The organism is Microbacterium sp. Leaf436 (assembly GCF_001424715.1).
Classification (GTDB): domain Bacteria; phylum Actinomycetota; class Actinomycetes; order Actinomycetales; family Microbacteriaceae; genus Microbacterium.
The window spans coordinates 42,162-65,058 of record NZ_LMRB01000001.1; the positions used below are offsets into that span (position 1 = coordinate 42,162).

At 71.5% G+C, this 22,897-nt stretch carries 20 protein-coding genes and 1 pseudogene; 12 read left to right on the top strand and 9 right to left on the bottom strand.

The window, feature by feature from the left end:
• Positions 1 to 17: 17 nt before the first annotated feature.
• Complete coding sequence (locus ASG45_RS15775) at positions 18 to 212, bottom strand: hypothetical protein (protein WP_055935621.1); 195 nt, start codon at positions 210 to 212, stop codon at positions 18 to 20.
• Positions 213 to 237: 25 nt separating this feature from the next.
• Here ASG45_RS15775 and ASG45_RS00170 point away from each other — a divergent pair, with 25 nt between their 5' ends.
• The 8 genes from ASG45_RS00170 to ASG45_RS00205 all read left to right on the top strand — a co-directional run bounded on the left by ASG45_RS00170 (position 238) and on the right by ASG45_RS00205 (position 7,573).
• On the top strand, positions 238 to 759 hold the full coding sequence (locus ASG45_RS00170; RefSeq protein ID WP_055831871.1) for a CGNR zinc finger domain-containing protein: 522 nt from the start codon (positions 238 to 240) through the stop codon (positions 757 to 759).
• Positions 760 to 921: 162 nt separating this feature from the next.
• The gene (locus tag ASG45_RS00175) at positions 922 to 1,260 is read left to right on the top strand and encodes a GNAT family N-acetyltransferase (protein WP_055831873.1); all 339 of its coding nucleotides are present in this window, start codon (positions 922 to 924) and stop codon (positions 1,258 to 1,260) included.
• Positions 1,257 to 2,312 carry a pirin family protein gene (locus ASG45_RS00180; protein WP_055831875.1) on the top strand — a complete coding sequence of 352 codons (1,056 nt, stop codon included), beginning with the start codon at positions 1,257 to 1,259 and terminating at the stop codon, positions 2,310 to 2,312. Before ASG45_RS00175 ends, ASG45_RS00180 begins: the two co-directional genes overlap by 4 nt.
• A gap of 132 nt (positions 2,313 to 2,444) precedes the next feature.
• On the top strand, positions 2,445 to 3,689 hold the full coding sequence (locus ASG45_RS00185) for an LCP family protein (RefSeq protein WP_055831877.1): 1,245 nt from the start codon (positions 2,445 to 2,447) through the stop codon (positions 3,687 to 3,689).
• 122 nt (positions 3,690 to 3,811) lie between these two features.
• Entirely contained in the window at positions 3,812 to 4,369 is a 558-nt protein-coding gene (locus ASG45_RS00190) for an ECF transporter S component (protein ID WP_055831879.1), read from the top strand.
• 125 nt (positions 4,370 to 4,494) lie between these two features.
• Positions 4,495 to 6,177 (top strand): ABC transporter ATP-binding protein, encoded by a 1,683-nt coding sequence (locus ASG45_RS00195; RefSeq protein ID WP_082516444.1) that lies wholly within the window; start codon positions 4,495 to 4,497, stop codon positions 6,175 to 6,177.
• On the top strand, positions 6,174 to 6,995 hold the full coding sequence (locus tag ASG45_RS00200; protein WP_055831883.1) for an energy-coupling factor transporter transmembrane component T family protein: 822 nt from the start codon (positions 6,174 to 6,176) through the stop codon (positions 6,993 to 6,995). The genes ASG45_RS00195 and ASG45_RS00200 overlap by 4 nt, the downstream gene beginning before the upstream one ends.
• Positions 6,996 to 7,012: 17 nt before the next feature.
• Positions 7,013 to 7,573, top strand: coding sequence for an ECF transporter S component (locus ASG45_RS00205; protein ID WP_055831885.1), 561 nt, complete (start codon positions 7,013 to 7,015; stop codon positions 7,571 to 7,573).
• A gap of 141 nt (positions 7,574 to 7,714) precedes the next feature.
• Here ASG45_RS00205 and ASG45_RS00210 read toward each other — a convergent pair whose 3' ends face one another.
• A complete protein-coding gene (locus ASG45_RS00210; protein WP_055831887.1) occupies positions 7,715 to 8,857 on the bottom strand; it encodes a M15 family metallopeptidase in 1,143 nt (380 codons plus the stop codon).
• Positions 8,858 to 8,963: 106 nt separating this feature from the next.
• Entirely contained in the window at positions 8,964 to 9,656 is a 693-nt protein-coding gene (locus ASG45_RS00215; protein WP_055831888.1) for a hypothetical protein, read from the bottom strand.
• 125 nt (positions 9,657 to 9,781) lie between these two features.
• Here ASG45_RS00215 and ASG45_RS00220 point away from each other — a divergent pair, with 125 nt between their 5' ends.
• Entirely contained in the window at positions 9,782 to 10,885 is a 1,104-nt protein-coding gene (locus ASG45_RS00220; RefSeq protein ID WP_055833071.1) for an Rv2578c family radical SAM protein, read from the top strand.
• 50 nt (positions 10,886 to 10,935) lie between these two features.
• On the opposite strand, the gene ASG45_RS00225 is transcribed toward ASG45_RS00220, so the two are convergent.
• The gene (locus ASG45_RS00225; protein WP_055831890.1) at positions 10,936 to 13,314 is read right to left on the bottom strand and encodes a DEAD/DEAH box helicase; all 2,379 of its coding nucleotides are present in this window, start codon (positions 13,312 to 13,314) and stop codon (positions 10,936 to 10,938) included.
• A 390-nt stretch (positions 13,315 to 13,704) separates the two neighbouring features.
• On the opposite strand from ASG45_RS00225, the gene ASG45_RS00230 reads away from it, so the two are divergent.
• The 3 genes and pseudogenes from ASG45_RS00230 to ASG45_RS16740 form a co-directional block, all read left to right on the top strand.
• Positions 13,705 to 14,331, top strand: coding sequence for an antibiotic biosynthesis monooxygenase (locus tag ASG45_RS00230; protein ID WP_055831892.1), 627 nt, complete (start codon positions 13,705 to 13,707; stop codon positions 14,329 to 14,331).
• Entirely contained in the window at positions 14,328 to 15,233 is a 906-nt protein-coding gene (locus ASG45_RS00235; RefSeq protein ID WP_055831896.1) for an aldose 1-epimerase family protein, read from the top strand. The genes ASG45_RS00230 and ASG45_RS00235 overlap by 4 nt, the downstream gene beginning before the upstream one ends.
• A 334-nt stretch (positions 15,234 to 15,567) precedes the next feature.
• A pseudogene (locus ASG45_RS16740) lies at positions 15,568 to 16,104 on the top strand (DUF998 domain-containing protein); the annotation flags it as partial.
• A 445-nt stretch (positions 16,105 to 16,549) separates the two neighbouring features.
• On the opposite strand, the gene ASG45_RS00240 reads toward ASG45_RS16740, so the two are convergent.
• From ASG45_RS00240 to ASG45_RS00260, 5 genes are all read right to left on the bottom strand, one after another.
• A complete protein-coding gene (locus ASG45_RS00240) occupies positions 16,550 to 19,711 on the bottom strand; it encodes an efflux RND transporter permease subunit (RefSeq protein WP_055831898.1) in 3,162 nt (1,053 codons plus the stop codon).
• 178 nt (positions 19,712 to 19,889) lie between these two features.
• Positions 19,890 to 20,255, bottom strand: a complete 366-nt coding sequence (locus ASG45_RS00245; RefSeq protein WP_055831899.1) for a fluoride efflux transporter FluC — start codon at positions 20,253 to 20,255, stop codon at positions 19,890 to 19,892.
• Complete coding sequence (locus ASG45_RS00250) at positions 20,252 to 20,617, bottom strand: fluoride efflux transporter FluC (protein WP_055831901.1); 366 nt, start codon at positions 20,615 to 20,617, stop codon at positions 20,252 to 20,254. The genes ASG45_RS00245 and ASG45_RS00250 overlap by 4 nt, the downstream gene beginning before the upstream one ends.
• 82 nt (positions 20,618 to 20,699) lie before the next feature.
• A complete protein-coding gene (locus ASG45_RS00255; protein ID WP_055831902.1) occupies positions 20,700 to 22,046 on the bottom strand; it encodes an ABC transporter substrate-binding protein in 1,347 nt (448 codons plus the stop codon).
• A 23-nt stretch (positions 22,047 to 22,069) separates the two neighbouring features.
• Positions 22,070 to 22,876 carry a carbohydrate ABC transporter permease gene (locus ASG45_RS00260; protein ID WP_235561533.1) on the bottom strand — a complete coding sequence of 269 codons (807 nt, stop codon included), beginning with the start codon at positions 22,874 to 22,876 and terminating at the stop codon, positions 22,070 to 22,072.
• Positions 22,877 to 22,897 lie beyond the last annotated feature (21 nt).

Below are 22,897 nucleotides of genomic sequence, written 5' to 3' on the forward strand. Positions count from 1 at the left end.
CGCGCGCGGAGGCGTGGTCAGCCGATCGGTCGGGTCATCGCAACGGGCGGCGCCGGTGACACCGGATCCAAGTCCACGCGTCGGGCGGCGCAGCCCGTGCAGCGCACGTAACGCACGCGACCGGCGCTCGTGGCGTGCACAGATTCGGTGAGCCAGGCGTGTTCGTGGACGGATGCCGGGGCGGCGGGCAGGACGGTCGGGAGGGCGGTCATGGAACCAGCGTGATGTAATGCCGTTATGCATCTCAACCCTTACGGTGAGTACGCCGTCCTGCTGGCCGCCTCGCTCGCGAACGACTGGCCGGCCGACCGCGAGGGGATCGAACGCCGCACGCGCGAGAGCGGGATGACGATGACCTTCCCCGCGGCGCCCGACGACCACGAACGCACCCGCACCGTCGTCGACGAGTGGCTGCGGATCGTCGACGAGACCGATCTCGATGCGCGTGCCGCGCGACTGAACGCCCAGATGGCCGCCGTGACGGCCTACCCGCGCCTGACGAACCACGACGGAGAGGGATGGCACCTGCACTACCGCGACAGCGACGAATCGCTCCCCCGCGTGCTCGCGGCGGTCATCTCGGTCGGCACGTCGCTGCACCTCGTCACCCGGGGAATGACCCGCCTCGCTCGATGCGCCGCCGAGCCCTGCGATCGCGTGGTCGTCGACGTCACCCGCAACGGCCGGCAACGGTACTGCTCGGTGCGCTGCGCGAATCGCGCCGCGGTGCGCCGACACCGCGCGCGCGTCCCGCGCTGACCTCCCCGGCGCGCGCGACGGTTCTGGCGGGCGCTGCCGGGGCGCCCGCGGGGACCGGGGGTACCAGATCCGTCGCCGACCGGGCGGGGATGGCGGAACACCGCGGGACGCACGTACGTTGTCGTGGACACCGACGACGGACACCGACGATAGGAGACGCCCATGGCCGACGAACTGACCGTGACCCGAAACGACGAGGCGCGCCGCTACGAGATCCACGTGGGCGACGAGCTCGGTGGCTTCCTCGACTTCCGCCCCGCGGGTGAGGACCGCACGACCCTCCCCCACACCGAGGTCGACCCGGCCTTCGCGGGTCGCGGCCTCGGCAAGGTCCTCGCGAGCGAGGCGCTGGCCGACCTCGCCCGACGCGGCGGCAGCATCATCCCGTCGTGCCCCTTCGTGGCGCACTACCTGCGCGAGAACGACGTGCCGGGCCTCGTCGTGGAGTGGCCGAACGACGACGACGCGGCCGACGCCGCCGGGCCCGGCGAACCCTCGTGACCCGACTCGACGTCGCCCCGCCGGCATCCGAGGGTCCGATCGCGTGCGACGGACCGCGTTCCCTCGTGATCGAGGCGCGCGAGGTGCCGTTGGGCGGCGTCCGGGGCATGGAGGTGCACCGCACGCTGCCGCATCGCGCCCTGCCGATGGTGGGGGCGTGGTGCTTCCTCGACCGGTTCGGCCCGCAAGAGACCCTCATGCGGGTCGAACCGCACCCGCACATCGGCCTGCAGACGGTGACGTGGCCGATCGTGGGCGAGGTGCGACACCGCGACGCGGTGGGCAGCGACGTCGTGGTGCGACCGGGGGCGCTGAACCTCATGACCAGTGGTGCGGGCATCGCGCACTCGGAATACTCCGTCGGCGAGGGCCCCATCCCCCTCGACGCCCTCCAGCTGTGGGTCGCGCTTCCCGACGCGCGCCGGCACGGTGCTCCGGCCTTCGAGCGACACGAGCACCTGCCCACGATCGACCTCGGCGACGGCGCCGACGCGGTCGTCGTGATGGGCGAACTCGGCGACGTCGCCTCTCCCGCGACGGTGCACACCCCGATCGTCGGGGCCGAAGTCCGGCTGCCCGCCGGCGTGACCGTGCGCGTGCCCCTTCACCCCGAATGGGAGTATGCCCTCTACGGAATGACCGGCCACGCCGACGCCGTGACGGGAATGGATGCCGTCGACGCCGACGCCGTGACGGGAATGGATGCCGTCGACGCCGACGCCGCGCGACGACCGGCGCCGGGCCTGGAGCCGGGATCCACCGCGGCGATCGACGACAGCCGGCTGGTGTACGTCGGCAAAGGACGCGACCACCTCGAACTGCGCAGCGACGGCGGCGCCCGGGTCTTCTTGTTGGGCGGAGAGCCGTTCGAAGCCGACATCGTGATGTGGTGGAACTTCGTCGGCCGCTCGCACGACGAGATCGTCGAGGCGCGCGACGCCTGGGAGGCACGGGCCGACCGCTTCGGCACGGTGATCGATCACGGCCCCGAGCGCATTCCCGCTCCGCCCCTGCCCGCGGTGCGCTTGACGCCGCGGCGGCGGCGCGACTGACGCGTCAGTCCGCGGAGCGCGCAGGGCGCACGAGTCCGACCCGACCAGCGAGCCCGGCGTGAAACGCCTCGCCGAGACCGCAGAGCCGCGGCATCCGGTGCCCCTAGACTCGGGGGAATTCGAGGAGGAACCATGCGCCGTCGCACCGTCGCACAGCACGCGCGCCTGCGGTCCCCGCACCCGATCGCTCAGCTGCTTACCGTCGTCGCCGTCGCCGTCGTGGTGGTCCTCGTCTCGGCCGCGGGCGTTGCCGCGTACACCGCCTACGACCTGACCACGAGCTTCACCGAAGAGGCCGTCGTCGTCGAGAACCAGCCGCCCGTCCCGCCCGACCTCAGCGAGCTCGAGGGCGGCGTCAACATGATGGTCGTCGGCATCGACGCGTGCGAAGAGAGCCTGCGCGAGGTCTTCGGCGAGCGCTGCGAGGGCCCCGACGCCGAGGGGCAGCTCAACGACGTCAACATCCTCGTGCACATCTCCGATGCCCCGCGTCGGGTGACGGTGGTGTCGTTCCCCCGCGACCTGCTCTTCGACGCCCCGGCCTGCGACACCGCCGACGGCGACCGCTGGGGCGGAGGCTACGTGCAGATCAACGAGATCTACACCTACGGCGGACTGTCGTGCGTGATGACGGCGATCTCCGACATGAGCGGGCAACCCGTGCAGTTCGGCGCGATGGTCACCTTCGGCGGCGTGATCGAGATCACCAACGCCATCGGCGGCGTCGAGATCTGCCTCGCCAGCGACATGCGCGACGAGAACACCGGCATCGACTGGGCCGCGGGTCCGCGCACCATCCAGGGTCTCGAGGCCCTGCAGTTCCTGCGCACCCGCTACGGCGTGGGCGGCAGCGACCTGGCGCGCGTGAGCAACCAGCAGCAGTACATGTCGCGTCTGGCCCGCAAGCTCGTCAGCGAAGAGGTGCTGTCGAACCCGGCGACGCTGTTCCGTCTGGCCTCCACGGGGTTGCGCAACGTCACGCCGACGCAGAGCCTGACCAACCCGCTGACGCTCGTACAGATCGCGTCCGCGGTCAAAGACGTGCCGTTCGAGGACATCGTGTTCGTGCAGTATCCGACCGTTCAGGCCAGCGCCGACGCCAACCGCGTCGAGCCGAACTACGACGCGGCGCAGGTGCTGTGGGACGCCCTTCTCGCCAACCAGGGCATCGAGGTGACCGGCGACGCCGGCGCGAACGGGGGCGTCGTCGTCGCAGAACCCGCTCCGGGTGAGGCCGCGCCGAGCGAGGCGCCCTCCGAGGGCGAAGCGGTCGAGCCCGGAACCGTCGACCCGAACACCGGCGCGGTGGCCCTTCCCGAGTCGATCACGGGGTCGAGCGCGGCGCAGCAGACGTGCAGCGCCGGCGTGGTGAACTGACCGGCGTCGCCGAGGTCCCCCGAGCCCGCCGGATTCGTCACGCTCAGCAGCCTCCCCCGTGACCAGCCCGACTCGACCGGCGGGGCGTCCAGCGATCCCGGCGTCGCCGCTACGCTGAGCGGGTGTCCCTGGCATCCGGTCTCTCCACGCGCGTGCTGCTCGTCTGCGCCGCGATCGGGGTGGGGACCGGCATCGTGGGCGGTGCCGCCGGGTGGCTGACGTTGATCGTCCTGGCGGGCGCACCCTGGGCCTACGGGCTCGTGCTGGGCTCGCACGTGCTGCCCGGAATCATCGCGCAGCAGGTGGTGCGCCGCGCCGGGGTGGCCCTGGTGACGCACGTGCTCGCCGCGCTGGTGGCGAGTGCCATGGCGCCGCAGTGGACGTTCCGTTTCCTCGGCACGGCCCTGCTGTTCGGCGGGATCCAAGAAGGCGTCGCCGCCCTCACCCGGTACCGCGTGTGGGCGTCCGTGCGCTTCTACGGCTCGGCGCTCGTGATCGGCGCGCTCGTCGCCGTGGTCGTCTGGTTCGCGGCCGACATCGCCAGCCTCGCGCCGGTCACCCGCGTCGCCTACCTCGTGATCGGCGTCGCGGGACCGGTGGCCTGGACCGCAGTAGGACTCGCCATCGGCTCGGGTCTGCGTCGCGCCGGGGTGGGGCGCGGTCTCTCGACGACGAAATGAGGGCGCGCGGCCAACTTAGGCTGCACTAAGTTAGGGCGTACTCACTTCTCGAGGACTCGCCCGTGACCGCTCACCCCCACCCCGATACCGCGCCCACCCGCGCCGACACCGGGGCTCTGCTGCGCATGCGCGACGTGGCCATCACCCACCTCGACGCCGCGACGCCCACCCCCTCCGCGCTTCGTCTGGACGTGCACCCCGGAGACGTGGTGCTGCTGCTCGGTCCGAGCGGATCGGGGAAGTCCACGGCGGCGCTCGCCATGAACGGCCTCATCCCGCACGCCGTGCCCGCCACGGTGGAGGGCACGGTGAGCGTCGGGGGGAAGGATGCCGCGACCACGCCCGTCGCCGAGCTCGCGACCACCGTGGCCATGGTCTTCCAAGACCCCGATGCACAGCTCGTGACGGGCACCGTTCTCGACGAGGTGGCGTTCGGACCCGAGAACCTGCGGCTCCCCGTCGAGGTCGTGCTCGCCCGCACCGAAGAGGCCCTGCGCCGCGTGGGCCTGTGGGAGCGTCGCCACGACGCCCCCGACGTGCTCTCCGGCGGCGGACGTCAGCGTCTGGCCATCGCCTGCGCGCTGGCGATGGGCTCGCCCCTGCTCGTGCTCGACGAGCCGACCGCCAACCTCGACCCTCGCGGCGTCGACGACGTATACGCGGCGCTGCGCGACGTCGTCGCCGAGGGTGACCGGGCGATCGTGCTCGTCGAGCACAACCTCGATGCCGCGATGGGTCTGGTCGACCGCGTCGTCGCCCTGGATGCCACGGGCCGGGTGGTCGCCGACGGCGGCGTCGACGACGTGCTGCGCGACCGCGCGGAGCAGTTGCACGCGCTCGGGGTGTGGCTGCCCACGGCCACCCTCGCGGCCCTGCGCCTGCGACGGGCGGGATACGACATCGCCCCCTTGCCGCTGACCCCTCGCGAGTTGCGACGGGCGCTCGAGACGATCGCCCCGCCCGCGACGGCACCGGCTCCCCCGCCCCCGCGACGAGGCATCGGCGACCCCCTCGTGCAGGTAAAGGGGCTGACGATCTCGCGCGGACGCACGCGCGTGCTCCACGGCGTCGACCTGTCCGTCGGCGCGGGCGAGTTCGTCGCCGTCGTCGGCGCCAACGGCGCGGGGAAGACGACCCTCGTGCAGGCCCTGGCCGGGGTGCTGCGCCCACCGCGCGGAACCGTGCGGATCGCGGGGCTCGACGTTCGCCGCACCGATCCGCGCACGCTTTCGCGTCACGTGGGTTTCGTGTTCCAGAACCCCGAGCACCAGTTCATCGCGACGACCGTGTTCGACGAGATCGCCCACGGCCTGCGCCGACAGCGGCTCTCCGACGACGAGGTCCGCGCGCGCACCGAGGCGCTGCTGCAGCGGTTCGGCCTCGCCGACAAGGCCGCGATGCACCCCTTCCTGCTGTCGGGCGGTCAGAAGCGGCGGCTGTCGGTGGGAACCGCGCTCGTCGGCGGCGCCCGGCTGCTCGTGCTCGACGAACCGACGTTCGGCCAGGACCGCGCCCGCGCCGAGGAACTGCTGCGCCTGCTCGACGACCTGCGCGACAACGGCACGACCATCATCGTCGTGACCCACGACATGCAGGTGGTCGCCGAGCACGCCGACCGCGTGATCGTCGTCGACGACGGCCGGATCGCCGCCGACGGACCGGTCGGCGATGTCTTCGACGACGAGGACGTCGTCGGACGCGCGGGCCTCAGCACCCCCGCGCTGCGGCGCGCCTTCGCCGGTCTGCAGCGGCATCCCGAGCTCACATCTCTCCTGCGACTGCGCGACCTTCCGGGCGGGTCGGCATGACCGCCCCCACCACGGCACCGACACGCACCGCCACGACCGCCGTCACCCGCGGCCGGCGCGGCACGCGGTGGCTGGGGGGTCTCAACCCGCTCGCCAAGATCGCGGGCCCGGCCCCCGCCATGATCGCGCTGGTCTTCGTGCGCGACCTGACCACTCCGATCGCGTTCCTCTGCCTCGCCTACGTCCTGCTCCTGACCGGAACGCGTCTCACCCGGCGTCTCGTCGCCCTCCTCGCCGGAGTGGTGCCCCTCTCGATCATGGTGATCGGACTGGGCTTCTCGCTCTGGGTCGACCCCGCACGGGTGGAGTCCACCACCGCGCTGATCCGCGTGGGCGAGTGGACCCTCACCGACGGGGCGGTGTCCACGGGTCTGTCGACCGCGCTGCGGCTGGCCGCGATCATGACGCTCGCCTTCGTCGGCGGACTGACCACCTCCGGCCCCGACCTGGTGCGGGCATTGGTGCAGAACCTGCGCGTGCCCTACCGCATCGGCTACGCGGCTCTCGCGGCGATCCGCTTCGTGCCGCGCTTCGGTCACGAGCTCGACGTGATCCGCCAGGCGCACCGCGTGCGGGGAACGCGGGGCGGCGTGCTCGCGGCCCCCGCGCGCGGGATCGGATACGTCGTGCCCCTTCTGGCCGGGGCCATCCGGCACGCCGAACGTGTCGCCCTCGCGATGGATGCGCGGGCGTTCGGCGCCCACCCCGACCGCACCGAGCGCCACCGCGTGCCCTGGCGCCGGCGCGACACCGTCTTCACCCTGGCGTTCTGGGCCATCTCGGCCGCCCTCTTCGTCGTTCCCCGTCTGTCCGCCTGACCCGATCCGGAGCATCCATGTCGCGCATCTCGACCGTCTTCCTGCTCACCTGTGCCGCCATCGGCGTCGCCGGCGGCATCATGCTGACCGCCGCCAACTGGGTGTCGACGGTGCTGTTCGCCGCCGCGCCGTTCGCGGCGGTGGCACTCGCCGGGCTGTGGCTGGTGCCCGCGGCCGTCGCGATGCGTCTGCTCGAACGCCCCGGTTCCGCGCTGCTGGTCGGGCTCATCTCGGGCCTCGTGGCCGCGCCGCTCTCGGGTTACGGGTGGGGCAGCGTCGCGACCAACCTCTGGTGGGCCTTCTTCGTCGAGCTGCCGTTCCTCGTCGTGCTGTACCGGTTCTTCCACCGGTGGCAGTTCTTCGCCGGAGCCGTCGTGGTGGCAGCCGTCTACCCGACCCTCGCCTGGGCGTCTTTCGGACTCGACACGTTCGCGCCCCTCACCGTCGTGCTCTTCTACCTGCTGACGCTCGTGGCATCCGCTGCCGGGATGGCGATCGGTATCGCCGTCGCCGATGCTCTGCGCCGCGCGGGAGTCGCGCGCCTTGCCCGCCGCCGCCCGCGGACGAGCGCCACCTGAGGACGACCCCGCCGGGGGACGATCCGGCCGGCGCGCGGCGTCGCGTACGGCCGGACCGCGGCCTCGCTCGCCGTCGGACGCGACGAGCCAAAGGCCCCATCCGACGCCCCACAGGCGCAACGCGAGGTCGTCCGCTGACGTTCAGTACGAGGGCGCCCCGGAAAGGCCGAAGAACTCCTCGAGGGTGGCGTAACCGCCCTCGTGGTACGCGCGGGCCAACTCGGGGCCGATGTAACGCAGGTGCCACGCCTCGGGCTCGTATCCGCTGATGCCCTCGCTGCCCTCGACGTAGCGGGTGATGAAGCCGTACTCCCACGCGTGATCGCGCACCCACGCGCCCTGGGGCGAGGCGGCGACGTCGTCGAGCGTCGCGCACGAGCCGTTGCACGGCACGATGTCGACGGCCAGGCCCGACTGGTGCTCGCTGTACCCGGCGCGGGCGCTCTCGCGGTCGGCGGCTTCGACACCACCCACGGCCACGCGGCCGGCGTACGTCGACTGCTGCGTGCTGTACGAGCGGAAAGCGCTCAGGTAGCCGATCTCGCCGGCACCGGCGTCGGAGGCCGCACGCACGAGCTGGGTCAGGGCCCCGGCCGCGGGCGCGCGCAGCGCCGACTCCTCGAGCGCGCGCACACTGTCGGGCATCACGAGGTCGCCCGGGCGGTAGTCGACCGGATCGTACGCGCGCTGCTTGTTGACGACCATCCACTCGCGGTTCGGGTCCGACAGCGACACGCAGGGCGCGATCCCGGATGCCACCGCTGCGCGGAAGGCGCTCCCGCCCCCGGCGGCCGCGATCGCGCCGGCGTCGTCACCCGCGGCCAGGGCCGAGGTGAACGCCGCGTCGTCGCAGGGCGTCGAGGTGGCGGCGACGGCGGCCTGCTGCACGACCGGCAGACCCTCGTCGGGCACCGTGGGAGGCCCGGCGACGACGGAAGCGACGGGCGGAGCGTCGGTGTCGGCCGCGGCGCCACCGGGGGATCCCGCGGTCGCCGCACCGATCGCGAGGGCGAGGGCGGCCACCAGGGTGACGGCCCCGCCCACGGCGACAAGGCGACGGCGGCGGAGGACCGGGATCGAGGCCGTCGTCGGCGCAGCGGTCGCGGCCTCGCGCAGCCGGCGTCGGGTGGCGAGGGCCGCCGTGTCGGTGGCGGGCCGCTCGGCGGCGGGGATCGGGGGCACGGGCTCGGCCGCGGCGGGCGGGAGCGTGAGGGCCGCCGTCGCGAGTCGTTCGGCCTCCGCGCGCGCGGCGCGGCGGGGCGAGATCTCGGGATCGTGCGACATGACTCGACCCATTCTCCCCTGGACGGGGGCACGGGTCGAGTCGGCCGCACGTTCGCGCGGTGAATGTGCGGTCGGGCAGACTCGGGCCGACGGGAACGGCGAGCAGTCAGATATCGGTCACGAGGCTCAGCTCACCGGCCGCCAGGAAGCCCAGCACGATGCTCACCGCACCCGCGACCAGCAGCAGCAGCGGGTGGGCGAACCCGATCAGGACGCGACGTGTGCGAGGGTGCTCGGCGAAGAAGTGATCGGGGATGCGGTGCCGGTCGGGGACGGCGGCCCACCCCCGCAGCCGCGCGATGTATCCCACGCAGCGCAGCACGAGCACCGCCCAGAGCATCGCGATGATCAGCGGCACTACCCCGCCGATGATCTCGAACGCCTCGAACCACGCCTGATCGGGGTTGCTGCCGGTGTCTTCGGCGAGCTGCACGGCGACCGCGGCGCCGAGCACCACCGACCCGACCCACAGCACCAGAGCCCCGAGCACGGCGAAGAAGCGCGCGAAGAAGTGTCCGAGGATCGACTCCTCGTGATCGAGGTGGGTGCGCGGCGTCTGCGAGAGCACGATGAGGGTCGCGCCGAGGCTGGGCGCTGCCGCGCTGAGCGACACGACGAGCGCGACCCCCTCCGGGGCGTCCACGAGGTCGCACACCAGCAGCAGCGCCGCCATGAGTGCCAACCACGACCATCCCGACAGCGCCGGACGACGCACGACCAACGCCGGATGCCAGGGCTCCAAGCGACCGATCGACGCATGGAGCAGGTGCTGACCGCGTACTCGCGAGACCGACTCCATGGGCGCCTCCGTGTCTCGCCGGTGGTCGGCGTCGCGATCACCGTACCGCGACGACGCTCGTTCGTGCAGGCGAGATGCGCGGCGTGGCGGTTGCAAGAAAATCGAACATGTGTTCGACTATGGCGATGAGATGGCAGGGGCAGCAGCTGGGCGTCGACGACCCGTCGGCGCTCCCGGGCATGGAGCGCATCGACGGTCTCGTCCGATCGGTGACGACCCCGGAGTTCGCCGGAATGACGTTCCACGAGGTGCAGTGCAAGAGCGCCCTGAATCGCGTGCCCGGCATGTCGGCCATGCCGTTCGACTGGACCGTGAACCCGTACCGGGGCTGCACGCACGCGTGCTCGTACTGCTTCGCCCGCAAGACGCACGAGTACCTCGACCTCGACTACGGCGCCGACTTCGACTCCCAGATCGTCGTCAAGGTCAACGTCGCCGACGTGCTGCGCACGGAGGTGCGTCGGGGATCGTGGGCGCGCGAGCCCGTCATGCTCGGCACGAACACCGACCCCTACCAGCGCGCCGAGGGGCGATACCGCCTCATGCCCGACATCGTCGGCGCGCTCACCGACAACGGCACGCCCTTCTCGATCCTCACCAAGGGCACGCTCCTGCGCCGCGACCTCCCCCTGCTCGCCGACGCCGCCACGCAGGTGAAGGTCTCGTTGGCGATGTCGATCGCCGTCTTCGACGACACCCTGCAGAACGCGATCGAGCCGGGCACCCCCAGCGCCGACGCCCGCCTCGACACGGTCCGCGCCGCCACCGCCGCCGGCTTCCGCGTCACGGTCTTCCTCATGCCGATCCTGCCGCACCTGACCGACTCGCTCGCCGTGCTCGACGACGCCCTCGCGCGCATCCGCGCCGCCGGCGCGGCTCGCGTCGTCTACGGCGCGCTGCACCTGCGTCCGGGCGCGAAGCAGTGGTTCCTCGAATGGCTGGGGCGCGAGCAACCGCACCTGGTGTCGTCGTACCGCGGTCTCTACCCGGGCGTCTCCGCCCAAGCGCCCAAGGCCTACCGCACCTGGCTCGGCGCGCGCATGCGCCCTCTGCTGCGCCTGCACCGGCTCGACGGGTGGGACGAAGACGAGCACCCTCGCGGGCGACCGCAGCCGGGCCTCGCCGCCCGCGCGACGCCGACGAGCAGCCTCGGTCCGGTCCGCGGCACCGGGCCCTCGGCATCCATTCGCCCCCGCGTCGCCCCGGCCAGCGAGCCGCGGCTCTTCTGAACGCACGAGACCCCCGTCGCGGACGCGACGGGGGTCTCGATCGAGGCGGATTACGAGGTGACGTCCGCGAGCTGGCGGCCCGAGATCTCTTCGATCAGGTCGTCGCCGAGCTGCGCCGGCTCGAACGGCGCCTGGATCTCGGCGCGGTCGAGCAGCTCGGTCATGCGGCGCTGACGCTGCCGCGTGATGAGCGTCACCACGGTGCCGCTGCGACCGGCGCGGCCGGTGCGGCCCGAACGGTGCAGGTACGTCTTGTACTCGTCGGGGGCGTCGGCCTGGATCACCAGGTCGATGTCGTCGACGTGGATGCCGCGGGCGGCGACGTCGGTGGCGACGAGCACGTTGACGCGACCCGAGGTGAGCTTCTCGAGGTTGCGCGTGCGCTTCTGCTGGTTGAGGTCACCGTGCAGCGCGACCGCGGCGATACCGGCGTCGTCGAACTGCGCGGCGAGCGTCTCGGCGTATGCGCGGGTACGCGCGAAGACGAGGGTCTTGCCCGGGCGGTCGACGAGCGAACCGAGGATCTCGGCCTTGTCGCGGTGGTCGATCACGAGCACGCGGTGCTCGATGGTGCCCGAGTCCTGGTCCTCACCGGCGACCTCGTACACGGCCGGGTCGACGAGGAACTCGTCGACGAGGGCGGCGACCTCACGGTCGAGCGTGGCCGAGAACAGCAGCTTCTGGCTGCCCTTCGCGGTGGCGCGCAGGATGCGCTGCACCGGCTCGAGGAAACCGAGCTCGCACATGTGGTCGCCCTCGTCCAGCACGGCCACCTGCACCTGCGACAGGTCGAGCTTGCCCTGGTTGAGCAGGTCTTCGATGCGGCCGGGGGTGCCGATGATGATGTCGACGCCCTTCTTCAGCGCACCCACCTGGCGGGCCTGGGGCACGCCGCCGTAGATCTGCGTGGTGAACAGGCCGACGCTGCGGGCGATGACCTGCACCGTGCGGTCGATCTGCAGGGCGAGCTCGCGCGTGGGGGCGAGGATGAGGGCCTTGGGCGCGCGAGCGAACTGACGCTTCTCGCCCGCCTGCGAACGCAGGACGCTCTCGACCATGGGGGCACCGAACGCGATGGTCTTGCCCGAGCCGGTGCGACCGCGCGCGAGCACGTCACGGCCGTCGAGGATGGGCTTCACCGTCGCCGCCTGGATGGGGAACGGCGTGGCCGCGCCGAGGCTGGCGAGGGCACGGACGATGTTGTCGCCGAAGCCGAGCTCGGCGAAGCCGACACCGGTCTCGGTCGCGACGTCCACGGCCTGCGCCTGCAGGCGCTCGTGCACGACGTCGACGCGCTGCTCGTGCTCGGCCGAGCGCTTCGGGGTGGCGTTCCAGTCCGCGCGGTTCGGGCCATCGGTGCGGCGGGGACGCTCGTCGCGGGCGGGGCGGTCACCGAACGAACGGGCCGGGCGCTCGTCGAACGAACGAGCCGGACGCTCGTTGCGGTCGAACGACCGGGCGGGACGGTCGTCGGTCGAACGAGCGGGGCGGTCGTTACGGTCGAACGAGCGCACGGGGCGGTCGTTACGGTCGAACGAGCGCGCGGGGCGGTCGTTACGGTCGAACGAACGGGCCGGACGATCGCTGCGATCGAACGAACGCGCCGGACGATCAGTGCGGTCGAACGAGCGTGCGGGACGGTCGCTGCGGTCGAACGAACGAGCGGGACGGTCGTCCGACGAACGGGCCGGGCGCTCGTCGCGGCGGTCGAACGACCGGGCGGGACGCTCGCCGGCATCGCGGCGGGGACGCTCGTCGCGGGCGGGACGGTCCGAGAAGTCGCGGCGGGGACGCTCGTCGAACGAACGGGCCGGACGATCGCCGAAGTCACGACGCGGGCGGTCGTCGAACGAACGGGCGGGGCGGTCGTCGCGGGCCGGACGGTCACCGAAGTCGCGGCGGGGACGCTCGTCGAACGAACGGGCCGGACGCTCGCCGGCGTCACGACGCGGGCGAGCGTCGCGGAACGACGGGCGACCGTCGCCGGTGGCGCGGCGGCTGTCGCGGTCGACGCGATCCACGCGGGGGGCGCGGTCGTCGCGAGCGGGACGACCGGAGCGGTCGTCGAACGAGCGGGCCGGGCGGTCGCCGAAGTCGCGGCGGGGGCGGTCGTCGAACGAACGCGCGGGGCGATCGTCGAACGAACGCGCCGGGCGGTCGGTGCGGCCGGAGCGGTCATCGCGGGCGGAGCTGCGGATGCCGCGCGACTCGTCGCGACCGACGCGGTCCTGTGCGCTCCAGCGACGCTTGTCGGGGGCGGCCTCGGCCTCGGGACGGTAACCGCGGTGGCTCGGGCTCTTGCTGCCGGGCTTCGCGGACGCGGCGCCCTCGGGGCGGCGCTTGCGGTCCTGGAACGAGGTCTGCGCACCGTAGCGCGGCTCGAAGTTCTTGGCGGGGCGGCCGCCGGCGGGCTTCTTGTTCTTGGGCATGACGATGTCCTTCTGGGTTCTGTTTCGCGCGAGACAGCGGCACCGCGCGCAGCGGTGCGAAACCCGGACATCCGTCGGCCGGGGGCCATTCACTAGTGATGGGAGGACGCGATCGCGTGCTCTCCATCGGCCCCTTGGACTACAAACCCATCCGCGCATCACGCGCGGTGTCCAGAGCCGACTCACCGAAGTTACCGGTCGCGGCTGGGAATGGCATCCATGTCCCCATCCGTGCAGGTTCGCGGCCCGTCGATCGCACCAAGTGGGACACCCCCTCCCCCACCCGCGCTCATGTCCCCCTTCGTGCGGGTTCGACGCCTCAGAACCGCACGAAGGGGGACATGCCTCCCCCGCCGTCGGTGAACGCCCGGCGTGGACGAAGATGGACCCATGGCAGACACCGACGCCCACCCCATCACGGTGGCGATCGAGCGGCGCATCGACCCGACGCGCACCGCCGAAGCGACCTCCTGGATGCAGGCCGGCACCGACCTCGCGACCGCGTTCCCCGGCTTCCTCGGCTCGGGCTGGGTGCGCGCGGGCGAAGACAGCGACCTCTGGTACATGCTCTACCGGTTCCGCGACATCACGACGCTCGAGCAGTGGGACACCTCGACGCAGCGTCAATGGTGGCTCGATTCGGGGCGCCCGTTCGCCCGCGAGGAGCGCGTGGAGCGACGCACCGGGATCGAGGGGTGGTTCGACGCCCCGTTCGGCTCGATCATGGAGGCGACGACGGATGCCGGGACCCAACCGGTGCAGCAGCCGGTCCCGTCCGCTCCCCCGCGGTGGAAGCAGGCGGTGACGATCTGGGTCGGGTTCTTCCCCACCAACCTGCTGGCCTCTTGGCTGCTGGGCTTCGTGCCCGGTTTCACCGAGGTTCCCCTGGTGCTGCGCGTGCTCGCGACCACCGTCATGCTCACGCCCGTCATGACCTACGCGGTGCTCCCGTGGGTCACCCGCCTGCTGCGCCCCTGGCTGCAGCGCCCGCCCCGCCCGAGAAAGGCCTCGTCATGACCGCCGACCCCACCGGACACCGCTTCCCCCTGCGCACCGACCACGCGTCCGCCGAGATCGCCCAGGTGGGCGCGGCGCTGCGAGCGCTCACGGTCGACGGCGTCGACCTGGTTCCGCGTTACGCCGACGACGAACCCACGCCCGCGGCATCCGGCGTCGTGCTGGTCCCCTGGCCGAACCGCATCCGCGACGGCAGGTACACCTTCGACGGGGTCGAACGGCAGCTCGCCATCAGTGAGCCCGCCCTCGGCAACGCCAGCCACGGGTTGTTGCGCTTCGGCACGTACCAGCCCATCGAGCACACGACCGACCGCCTCGTGCTCAGCGCCGACGTCGTTCCGCAGACCGGATACCCGTTCCACCTGCGCACCCGGGTGACATTCGCGCTGCAGCCCGATGGCCTGCACGTCACGCACGTCATCGAGAACGTCGGAGCGACGGTCGCCCCGGTCGCGCTCGGCGTGCACCCGTACCTGCAGATCGGCGGGGTCGACACCGCCGATCTCGTCGTACAGTCCACCGGCACGACCACGCTCGTGCTCGACGACCGCAAGATCCCGGTCGACGAGGTGTCGGTAGACGAGACGAACGACCTGCGAGCGGGCCGACGCCTGGGCGATGCCTCGCTCGACAACGGCTACCGCGGTCTCGAGCGCGACGCCGAGGGCCGCGCGCGGCACACCCTGACCGCGCCCGACGGACGCGCCGTGGAACTCTGGCAGGACGACGGATTCCGTTGGGCGCAGGTGTTCACGACCGATCGGTACCCCGGCCAGCCCCTCGCCGTGGCGATCGAGCCGATGACCGCCCCGGCGAACGCCTTCGCCTCGGGACTCGACCTCGACACCCTCGATCCGGGGGCTTCGCTCACCCGGGAATGGGGCATCATCTTTCACTCGTGAGCATTCCTTGTCCCCCATTTGGGGGACACGGAATGTGCGGATGATCAGGGATATCCTCAGGCAACCCCTTTCCCAATAACGCGCCGCGAACGTTACCATTCGAGTGACGGTTTCCGTCAAGGCCGGGGGCGGCCGAGGACCACGGTTCCCTCGGTTGATACCCGAATGAGCCGACGGGGGCCGAGGGTCCCGCGGTGTGGGGGGACGCTCGTTCCGTCCTGAGGAAAGATCCCCCGCCATGAGCACCGCGCTCCGATCCGCCGTCCCTTCCTCGCCCTCGATCCCGCGCCTGCGCCTGCGCGGAGTCGTCCGACGCCTCGACGCCGTGCCCACGATGCACGTCGGCGCTGCGGCGTTGATCGTCCTGGTGGGCGGCCTGCTGCTGTCGATCGCGACGACGAGCGACCCGCTGTGGTGGCAGCTGCACTTCAGCCAGTTGGGGACGTTCCACGACCTTTCGGCCGCATTCTTCAACAACACGCTCAAGGTCAGCGGAATGATCGTCGTGTATTTCGCCTTCCGCGTGCGCCGCGATGTCCGCCGCCTCGGTCGCGGACCGGTGCGCCGGGGAGCCGCGACAATCGCCTTCCTCTGCCTCAATGTCATCGGCGTGAATCTCGCCCTCGTCGGCTGCATTCCTCTCAACACCGACAAAGACCTGCACGACCGGGTCGCGGGTTCGATGGTGCTCGGCTTCCTGGCGCTGCTGCTCACCTCACCCGTCCTGTTCCACCGCCTCGGCAAGCGCATGGCCATCAGCACGGGCGTCGCCCTGGTGTGGTTGGTCATCTCGATCGCGCTGTTCGTGTCGGCGACGATCAACCTCGCCCTGTTCGAGACCATCGCGTGCGCCGCGATGTTCGCGTGGGCGGGCATGTTCACGCACATCCTCGCCTCGGCCCAGGCGACGGCCGTTCGAGCGCCGGATGCCGGGACCCCCCACGTCGTGCACCTCGCCCCCCGCCGCCGCGCGCACCGGTCGTCGATCGCGCGCCGCGCGGGCTCCGCCTCGTCGAGCGCCCGCGCACCGCGCCCCGGGGCCCTGGGAGCGGTGTCGGTCACCGCGGTCGGCCGCGCGCCGAGCACGACACCGCCGGTGCCGCTCGTCGCACGTGCTCTCGCCCCGGCGGGAGACCTCGGGGCTTTCCACCCCGAAGCCCGCGACACCTCGCACGCCACGGCATCCGTGGTTCAGGTGCCGATGATGCCCACGCTCACCACCCCGCCCGCGCCCGCGTCGAGCGACCGCGCCGCGTCGACAGCAACGTGCGCGGGCCCGGTGCCACGCCGGCGTACGGTAACGGGCCCGGACCGGGTCAGCGGCTCCCGCGCAGCTCTCGGCGGCTCAGCGGGTGGGCGTCGTCGGTCGGCGTCTCGTCGGACTCTTCCCCTCGGGCCGCCCGTCGCTCCCGGCGCCGCTCGCTTGCTCCCTCGATGAGGTTGTAGAGGGTCGGCAGCACGAGCAGCGTCAGGAACGTCGACGACACCAGGCCACCGATCACCACGACCGCCAACGGCTGCGAGATGAATCCGCCGTGGCCCGTGATGCCCAGGGCCATCGGCACGAGCGCGAAGATCGCGGCGAGCGCGGTCATGAGGATGGGGCGCAGACGCCTGGCCCCGCCGACGATGGTCGCGTCGCGCACGCTGAGTCCCCGTGCCCGGTACTGGTTGACCAAGTCGATGAGCACGATGGCGTTGGTGACGACGATCCCGACGAGCATGAGCGCACCGATCATTCCGGCCACACCCAGGGGCACCCCGGTGATGAGCAGCATGAGGATGGCGCCGGTCGCCGCGAACGGCACCGACACGAGAAGCTCGAGCGGCTGACGCAGCGACTTGAAGGTCGCGACCATCACGACGTAGACGATCAGGATCGCCGCGAGCAGGGCGAGGCCGAGCTGGGTGAAGGCGTCCTGCTGGTCGGTCACGGCACCGCCCACCTCGGCGGTGGACCCCTCGGGCAGCTGCACGTCGGCGAGGGCCGAGGTGACGCTGGCCGATGAGCTGCCGAGGTCGTCGGTGGTGGGGGTGACGGTGATGGTGGCGGTGCGGAGCCCCCGCGACGTCGTGATCGACGGCGGAGTCTGGCTCTCTTCGACGGTCGCGATCTCGTCGAGGCGCACCGGGCCGCTCGCCGTGGGGATCTCGAGCGCGCGCAGGTCGTCGATCGTGGCGGGCGGGTTGGCGGCGGCGAGGTACACCGTCACCCCCCGACCGTCGAGCTCGACGGTGCCGGCCTGGCGGGGCTGCTGCGTGTTCGACACGAGGGCGCCCACGGCGCGCTCCGACAGGCCGCGCTCGGCCGCCGCGTCGCGGTTCACGCGCACCGAGACGAACGGGAGCGACGCCGACAGGCTGCTGGTGACCTGACCGATGCCGTCGCGTCCCTGCAGACCGTTCACGACCGCATCGCTGGCCTGCTGGAGCGATGACGAGTCGGCCGAGGTGACGTCGACGGTGATGGCGGTGGAACCGAAGCCCCCGCCCGAGGCCGCGACCTCGATCTCACCGGCGTCGGTGAGGGCTTCGAGCTCGGTGCGCACGCGTTCGCGCAGGTCGACCTGATCGACGCCCGACTGCGAGGTGATCGAGTACGTGATCCCCGACCCGCCGCCCGAGAAGGCGTCGCGCAGCGCCGATCCGCTCGAGCCGATCGAGGTCTGCACGGTCTCGACCCCGTCGGTGTCGAGCAGCACGGCCTCGACCTTCTGCGCGGCCGTGTCCTCGGCATCCAGGCTGGGGGCGGAGCCGATCTTCTGGGTGACGGTGAAGGTGTTCTGGCCCGAGTCACCGAGGAAGTCGGTCTTCAACAGGGGCACGGTGGCGAGGGTGCCGCCGAGCACGAGCACGGCCAGCAGAAGAGTCACTCCCGAGTGCTTCAGCGTCCAGCTCAGCACCGGCACGTACGCCTTCTGCAGGCGCGAGGGCGGGGCATCCGGAGCTTCGGGGTCGATCGCGTTGCCCTCGGCGTCGCGGACCACCTTGCCGGGCCGCAGGAACCACGACGCCAGCACGGGCACGATCGTCAGCGACACCAGCAGCGACGCGGCCATCGCGATCGTCACGGTCAGCGCGAACGGGCGGAACAGCTCGCCCGTGACGTCGCCGACGAACGCGATGGGCAGGAACACCGCGACGGAGGTGATCGTGGATGCCGTGATCGCAGCCGCCACCTCGCGCACCGCACGGATGATCGTGGGGATCTTGTCGGCGTCTCCGACGTAGTGCCGTTTGATGTTCTCGATCACGACGATGGAGTCGTCGACGACGCGGCCGATGGCGATGGTGAGGGCGCCGAGGGTCAGGATGTTCAGGGAGTACCCGAAGGCCTGCAGACCGACGAAGGTGATGAGCACGCTCGTAGGGATCGAGATCGCCGTCACGAGCGTCGAGCGCACCGACATGAGGAACACCAGGATCACCACGACGGCGAAGACGAGGCCCAGAAGGCCCTCCTGCGCGAGCGCCTCGATGGACTGCTGCACGAACGGCGCCTGGTCGAAGACGACGGTGAACGTCGCGCCGTCACCGAGGGAGCTCTCGAGGGCGGGTAGGGCCGCGAGCACTCCGCGCGAGACATCGACGGTGTTGGCGGCGGGGAGCTTGGTGACGGCGATGGTGAGCGCCGGCTGCCCGTCGACGCGCGAGAGCGTGGTGACCGGGTCGGTCTGCAGGGCGACCGTCGCGACGTCGCCGATGGTCGTGCGACCCGCCTGGAACTGCGACGCGTCGCTCGGAACCAGGGGGAGGGCGGTGATCTCGTCGACGCTGGTGAGCTTGGTGCCGGTCTGCACCGTCAGGGTCTGGTCGTTCTGCGTGAGCGAACCACCGGGGAACAGCACGCCGTTGGCGTCGAGGGCGTCGGTGATCGACTGCTGGCTGAATCCCCGTTCGCCGAGCCGGGTGGCATCCGGGGTGATGGTCACGCGCTGGCCGATGCCGCCGACGATCTGCGCCCCGTTGACGCCGTCGACGTCTTCGAGGTCGGGCACGACGCTCGTCTCGAGGGTGGCCTGGGTGGCCTGGGCATCGGTGAAGCCGGTGACCGCCAGCTGGATGACGGGGAAGTCGTCGATGCTCGCCGAGGCGACGGTGGTGTCGGCCGACTCGGGCAGCTGGTCGTTGATGCGCGCGATCGCCGCGAGGATCTTCTGCTGGGCGCCGGCGAGGTCGGTGCCGTAGGTGAACGACGCCGACACGATCGACGAGTTCGTCGTGCTCGTGGCGGTGGTCGACTCGAGCCCCTCGACCCCTCGGATCGCGTTCTCGATGGGCGTCGACACATCGGCCTCGACGACCTCGGGCGAGGCACCGGGATAGGTCGTCACGACCGCGAGCTGGGGGAACTCGATCGAGGGGATGAGCTCCTGCTTGAGACTCGTCAGCGCGAGCCCGCCGAAGATCGCCGCCACGATGGTGACCAGGGCGATGAGGGCGCGGTTCTTCAGGCTCAGAACGGCCAGATACGACACGAAGCACCCTTCGGGGGTCGAGTTTCGATACAGAGATGTATCGACAGTAAGTATCACACGGGCCTTCCCCGCGGGATCCGCCCCGATGGCCGCGATGCGCAGAAGGCGGCGTGCGACGCGGGCGGTGACCGACCGCTGATCCCCGACGAGGCCGCCGAGCCCGTGAGGACCGGGCCCCTCAGAAGAGCGAGCCGAGCGCGAGACCCGCCGCCGCCGCGAACAACGACCCCGCGAACGAGACCGCGGCGTAGTTCGTCGCGGTGCGTCCGCGGCCTTCCTCGGCGAGCAGCACCGTCGTCACCGCGACGGCGCTGAAGGTCGTGTACCCGCCCAGCAGCCCCGTGCCCACGATCCAGCGCCACGCCTCGTCGGCCGGGAGCATGCTCAGGATGCCGAGCACGAACGCGCCCGAGACGTTCACCACGAGGATCCCCCAGGGGAAGCGCTCGCCCGTCACGCGTCGCACCGCCGTGTCGAGGAGGAACCGCAGGGCCGCACCGACCCCGCCGGCGAGGGCCACGGCCACGAAGACGAGGGGATTCATCGCTGCCGCCGTCCGCCGCGGCCCCACACCAGGCCACCCCAGGCCGCCGCGGTCCCGAGCACGACCGTGCCCACGCCCCACCACAGCATGGCCGGTCCGGCCGCCTCGACGGCGAGCGCACTGTACGTCGTGAACCCGCCGAGCACCCCGGTGCCCACGAACAGCTGCACGCGCTGCGCGCGCGCGGATCCCGGCATCCGAGACCTCCAGCCGAACAGCACACCGATCGCGAACGCCCCCACGACGTTGATGATGGGCACCAGAGCCGGGCCGAGGTCGTCGCCGAGCGCCAGGGTGACACCGGCGCGTATCGCCGTGCCGATGGCACCGCCGACGGCGACGAGGACGACGTCACGCCACATGCTCACCGCGCCACCCTACGCCCGTGACCCCCGGGCGACGAGGCTCGGGGGTCACGGGCTCAGCGCCTGTCGGCGCGGCGGATCAGCCCGCGGCGGTGTTGTAGGCGGCGATCTGGTCGGCGGCCTTCTCTTCGGCATCCGCCATCGTCGAGGTCACGTCGGCGCCCTCGGCGACCTGGGTGAACGCGCCGATCACGGTGGAGCGCAGCGAGGGGAAGGCACCCGTGCGGCATCCCGCAGCCGCATCCGACGCCGGGGTGCTCGCGAGCTGGTCGGCCATGGCCTTGACGTTCGGATCGGCGAGCGACGCGATGCCGGTCGACGTCGACGCCGCTTCCGTGTTCGAGGCGAGGTACCCGGTGGCACTCGACCAGGCTGCCTGGACCTCGGCGGAGTGCAGGAAGCTGACGAAGGCGTACGCCGCACGCTGCTGCGCGTCGGAGTGCCCCTCCCCCGAGATCCACAGCGCGTTGCCGCCCACGACCACCCCTGCCTCGTCCGACTCGGCGGTGGAGGGGAAGGCCGCGACCTTCGACGCGGTCTTGTTCGGATCCGCCGCCGTGTACGCACCGGTGGAGGTCAGCATCATGCCCACTTTGCCGCTGGCGAAGGCCGAGACCATCGCGCTGTTGTCGGCGCCGGGGTTGAGCATGGTGCCGTCCTGGAACAGCGTCTGCAGCTGTCGCATGAACGTCACCTGGGAGGGCGAGGTGAGTTCGAGGCCGGTGACCCGGTCGGATCCACGACCGTTGTCGGGGGTGCAGAACTCCTCGCCACCCGCGGCCGTCATCTGCTCGATCATCCACGAGTCCGACATGTTCATCGTGAGACCCGACGCCCCCGTCGCCGCATGGATCTTCTCGGCCCACGACGCGACCTCCGCGAGGGTCCGCGGCGGCGCCTCGGGGTCGAGACCGGCACGGGTCACGAGGTCGCGGCTGAGGTAGAGCACGGGCTGCGAAACGGCGAAGGGCATGGCAGCCAGCCCGCCCGAGCCGTCGGCGTAGTACGCGCTGACGACAGGGGGGAAGCTGTCGAGAGAGAACGAGGGGTCACCGGCGGTGAAGGTCGACAGCGGCACCGTCTTCTTCGAATCGACCATGAAGCCGGTCGAGATGTCGTTCATCATCAGCACGTCGGGCGTCGTGCCCGACTGCACCGCGGCGGTGTACTTCGTCTGGGCGTCGGCGTACGAGCCCTGGAACGACGACTCGACGGTGATCTTGCCGTCCTCCTGGCTGTTGAACTGCGACACGAGGGCGTCGAGCTCGGTGGCCGCCGGTCCGCTCATCTCGTGCCAGAACTGCAGGGTCACGGGTCCGGAGTCGGCACCGGGTGCGGATCCGGATGTCGCGCATCCGGCGAGGGAGAGGAGGACGACGGCGCCGGCGGCGGTCGCCGCGGTCAGGACGCGAGGGCGGTGGGACATGGCTCGGGCTTCTTTCTGTGGGGCTACTTGAGGGCGCCGGCGGTGATGCCGCCGGCGAGGAAGCGCTGCGCGAGCAGCACGAGGACGAGAACGGGGAGGGTGACCATGGCCGCACCGGCGAGGACGACCCCGACATCGGCGGCCTCGGCGCTGGAGAGCTGGGCGATGCCGACCTGCACCGTGCGGTTCTCGGGCGAGTTCGTCACGAGCAGCGGCCAGAAGAACCCGTTCCACGCGGCGGTCGCGCTGACGAGGGTCACCGAGATGAGGGTCGGCTGCACGATCGGCAGCAGCATCGACCGGATGAATCGGACGTGCCCCGCGCCGTCGAGGACAGCCGCCTCGCGCAGTTCCCCCGGGAAGCTCAGGAATGCCTGGCGGAAGAGGAAGATGCTCAGCGCCGAGGCCAGGAAGGGCAGGAACACCGCCGGCAGGGTGTCGATCAGCCGCCACGACGAGATCGTCAGGTAGTTCGCGATGAGGATCGTCTCGCCCGGCACCATCATGCTCGACAGGATCAACAGGAACAGTGCGCGCGTCCCCCTCAACCCGCAGAAGACGAGGGCGTAGGCGCTGGCGATTCCGATCGCGATCTGGAAGAAGGTCTGCACGAGCGTCACGATGAGGCTGTTGAGGAACTGGTGCCCGAGCGGGATCACCTGCGTGGCGCGGATGACGTTGTCGAGGGTCAGGTGAATCGGCAGGAGACCCTCGAGCCCTTCGTCGAGCCAGGCCGTGGGCGTGAGGGCGCCTTCGAAGATGTAGTAGAGCGGGAAGCAGACCACGACCACCGCGACGACGAGCCAGGTGTAGAGCAGGGCGCTGCGCACGCGTGCGCGAGCGGACCGGGG

What these genes read in the sequence shown, in the direction of transcription:
- ASG45_RS15775 (WP_055935621.1), bottom strand. Translation starts at nt 212, where the DNA reads ATGACCGCCCTCCCGACCGTCCTGCCCGCCGCCCCGGCATCCGTCCAC.
- ASG45_RS00170 (WP_055831871.1), top strand. Translation starts at nt 238, where the DNA reads ATGCATCTCAACCCTTACGGTGAGTACGCCGTCCTGCTGGCCGCCTCG.
- ASG45_RS00175 (WP_055831873.1), top strand. Translation starts at nt 922, where the DNA reads ATGGCCGACGAACTGACCGTGACCCGAAACGACGAGGCGCGCCGCTAC.
- ASG45_RS00185 (WP_055831877.1), top strand. Translation starts at nt 2,445, where the DNA reads ATGCGCCGTCGCACCGTCGCACAGCACGCGCGCCTGCGGTCCCCGCAC.
- ASG45_RS00195 (WP_082516444.1), top strand. Translation starts at nt 4,495, where the DNA reads ATGCGCGACGTGGCCATCACCCACCTCGACGCCGCGACGCCCACCCCC.
- ASG45_RS00200 (WP_055831883.1), top strand. Translation starts at nt 6,174, where the DNA reads ATGACCGCCCCCACCACGGCACCGACACGCACCGCCACGACCGCCGTC.
- ASG45_RS00205 (WP_055831885.1), top strand. Translation starts at nt 7,013, where the DNA reads ATGTCGCGCATCTCGACCGTCTTCCTGCTCACCTGTGCCGCCATCGGC.
- ASG45_RS00210 (WP_055831887.1), bottom strand. Translation starts at nt 8,857, where the DNA reads ATGTCGCACGATCCCGAGATCTCGCCCCGCCGCGCCGCGCGCGCGGAG.
- ASG45_RS00215 (WP_055831888.1), bottom strand. Translation starts at nt 9,656, where the DNA reads ATGGAGTCGGTCTCGCGAGTACGCGGTCAGCACCTGCTCCATGCGTCG.
- ASG45_RS00220 (WP_055833071.1), top strand. Translation starts at nt 9,782, where the DNA reads ATGAGATGGCAGGGGCAGCAGCTGGGCGTCGACGACCCGTCGGCGCTC.
- ASG45_RS00225 (WP_055831890.1), bottom strand. Translation starts at nt 13,314, where the DNA reads ATGCCCAAGAACAAGAAGCCCGCCGGCGGCCGCCCCGCCAAGAACTTC.
- ASG45_RS00230 (WP_055831892.1), top strand. Translation starts at nt 13,705, where the DNA reads ATGGCAGACACCGACGCCCACCCCATCACGGTGGCGATCGAGCGGCGC.
- ASG45_RS00235 (WP_055831896.1), top strand. Translation starts at nt 14,328, where the DNA reads ATGACCGCCGACCCCACCGGACACCGCTTCCCCCTGCGCACCGACCAC.
- ASG45_RS00245 (WP_055831899.1), bottom strand. Translation starts at nt 20,255, where the DNA reads ATGAATCCCCTCGTCTTCGTGGCCGTGGCCCTCGCCGGCGGGGTCGGT.
- ASG45_RS00250 (WP_055831901.1), bottom strand. Translation starts at nt 20,617, where the DNA reads ATGTGGCGTGACGTCGTCCTCGTCGCCGTCGGCGGTGCCATCGGCACG.
- ASG45_RS00255 (WP_055831902.1), bottom strand. Translation starts at nt 22,046, where the DNA reads ATGTCCCACCGCCCTCGCGTCCTGACCGCGGCGACCGCCGCCGGCGCC.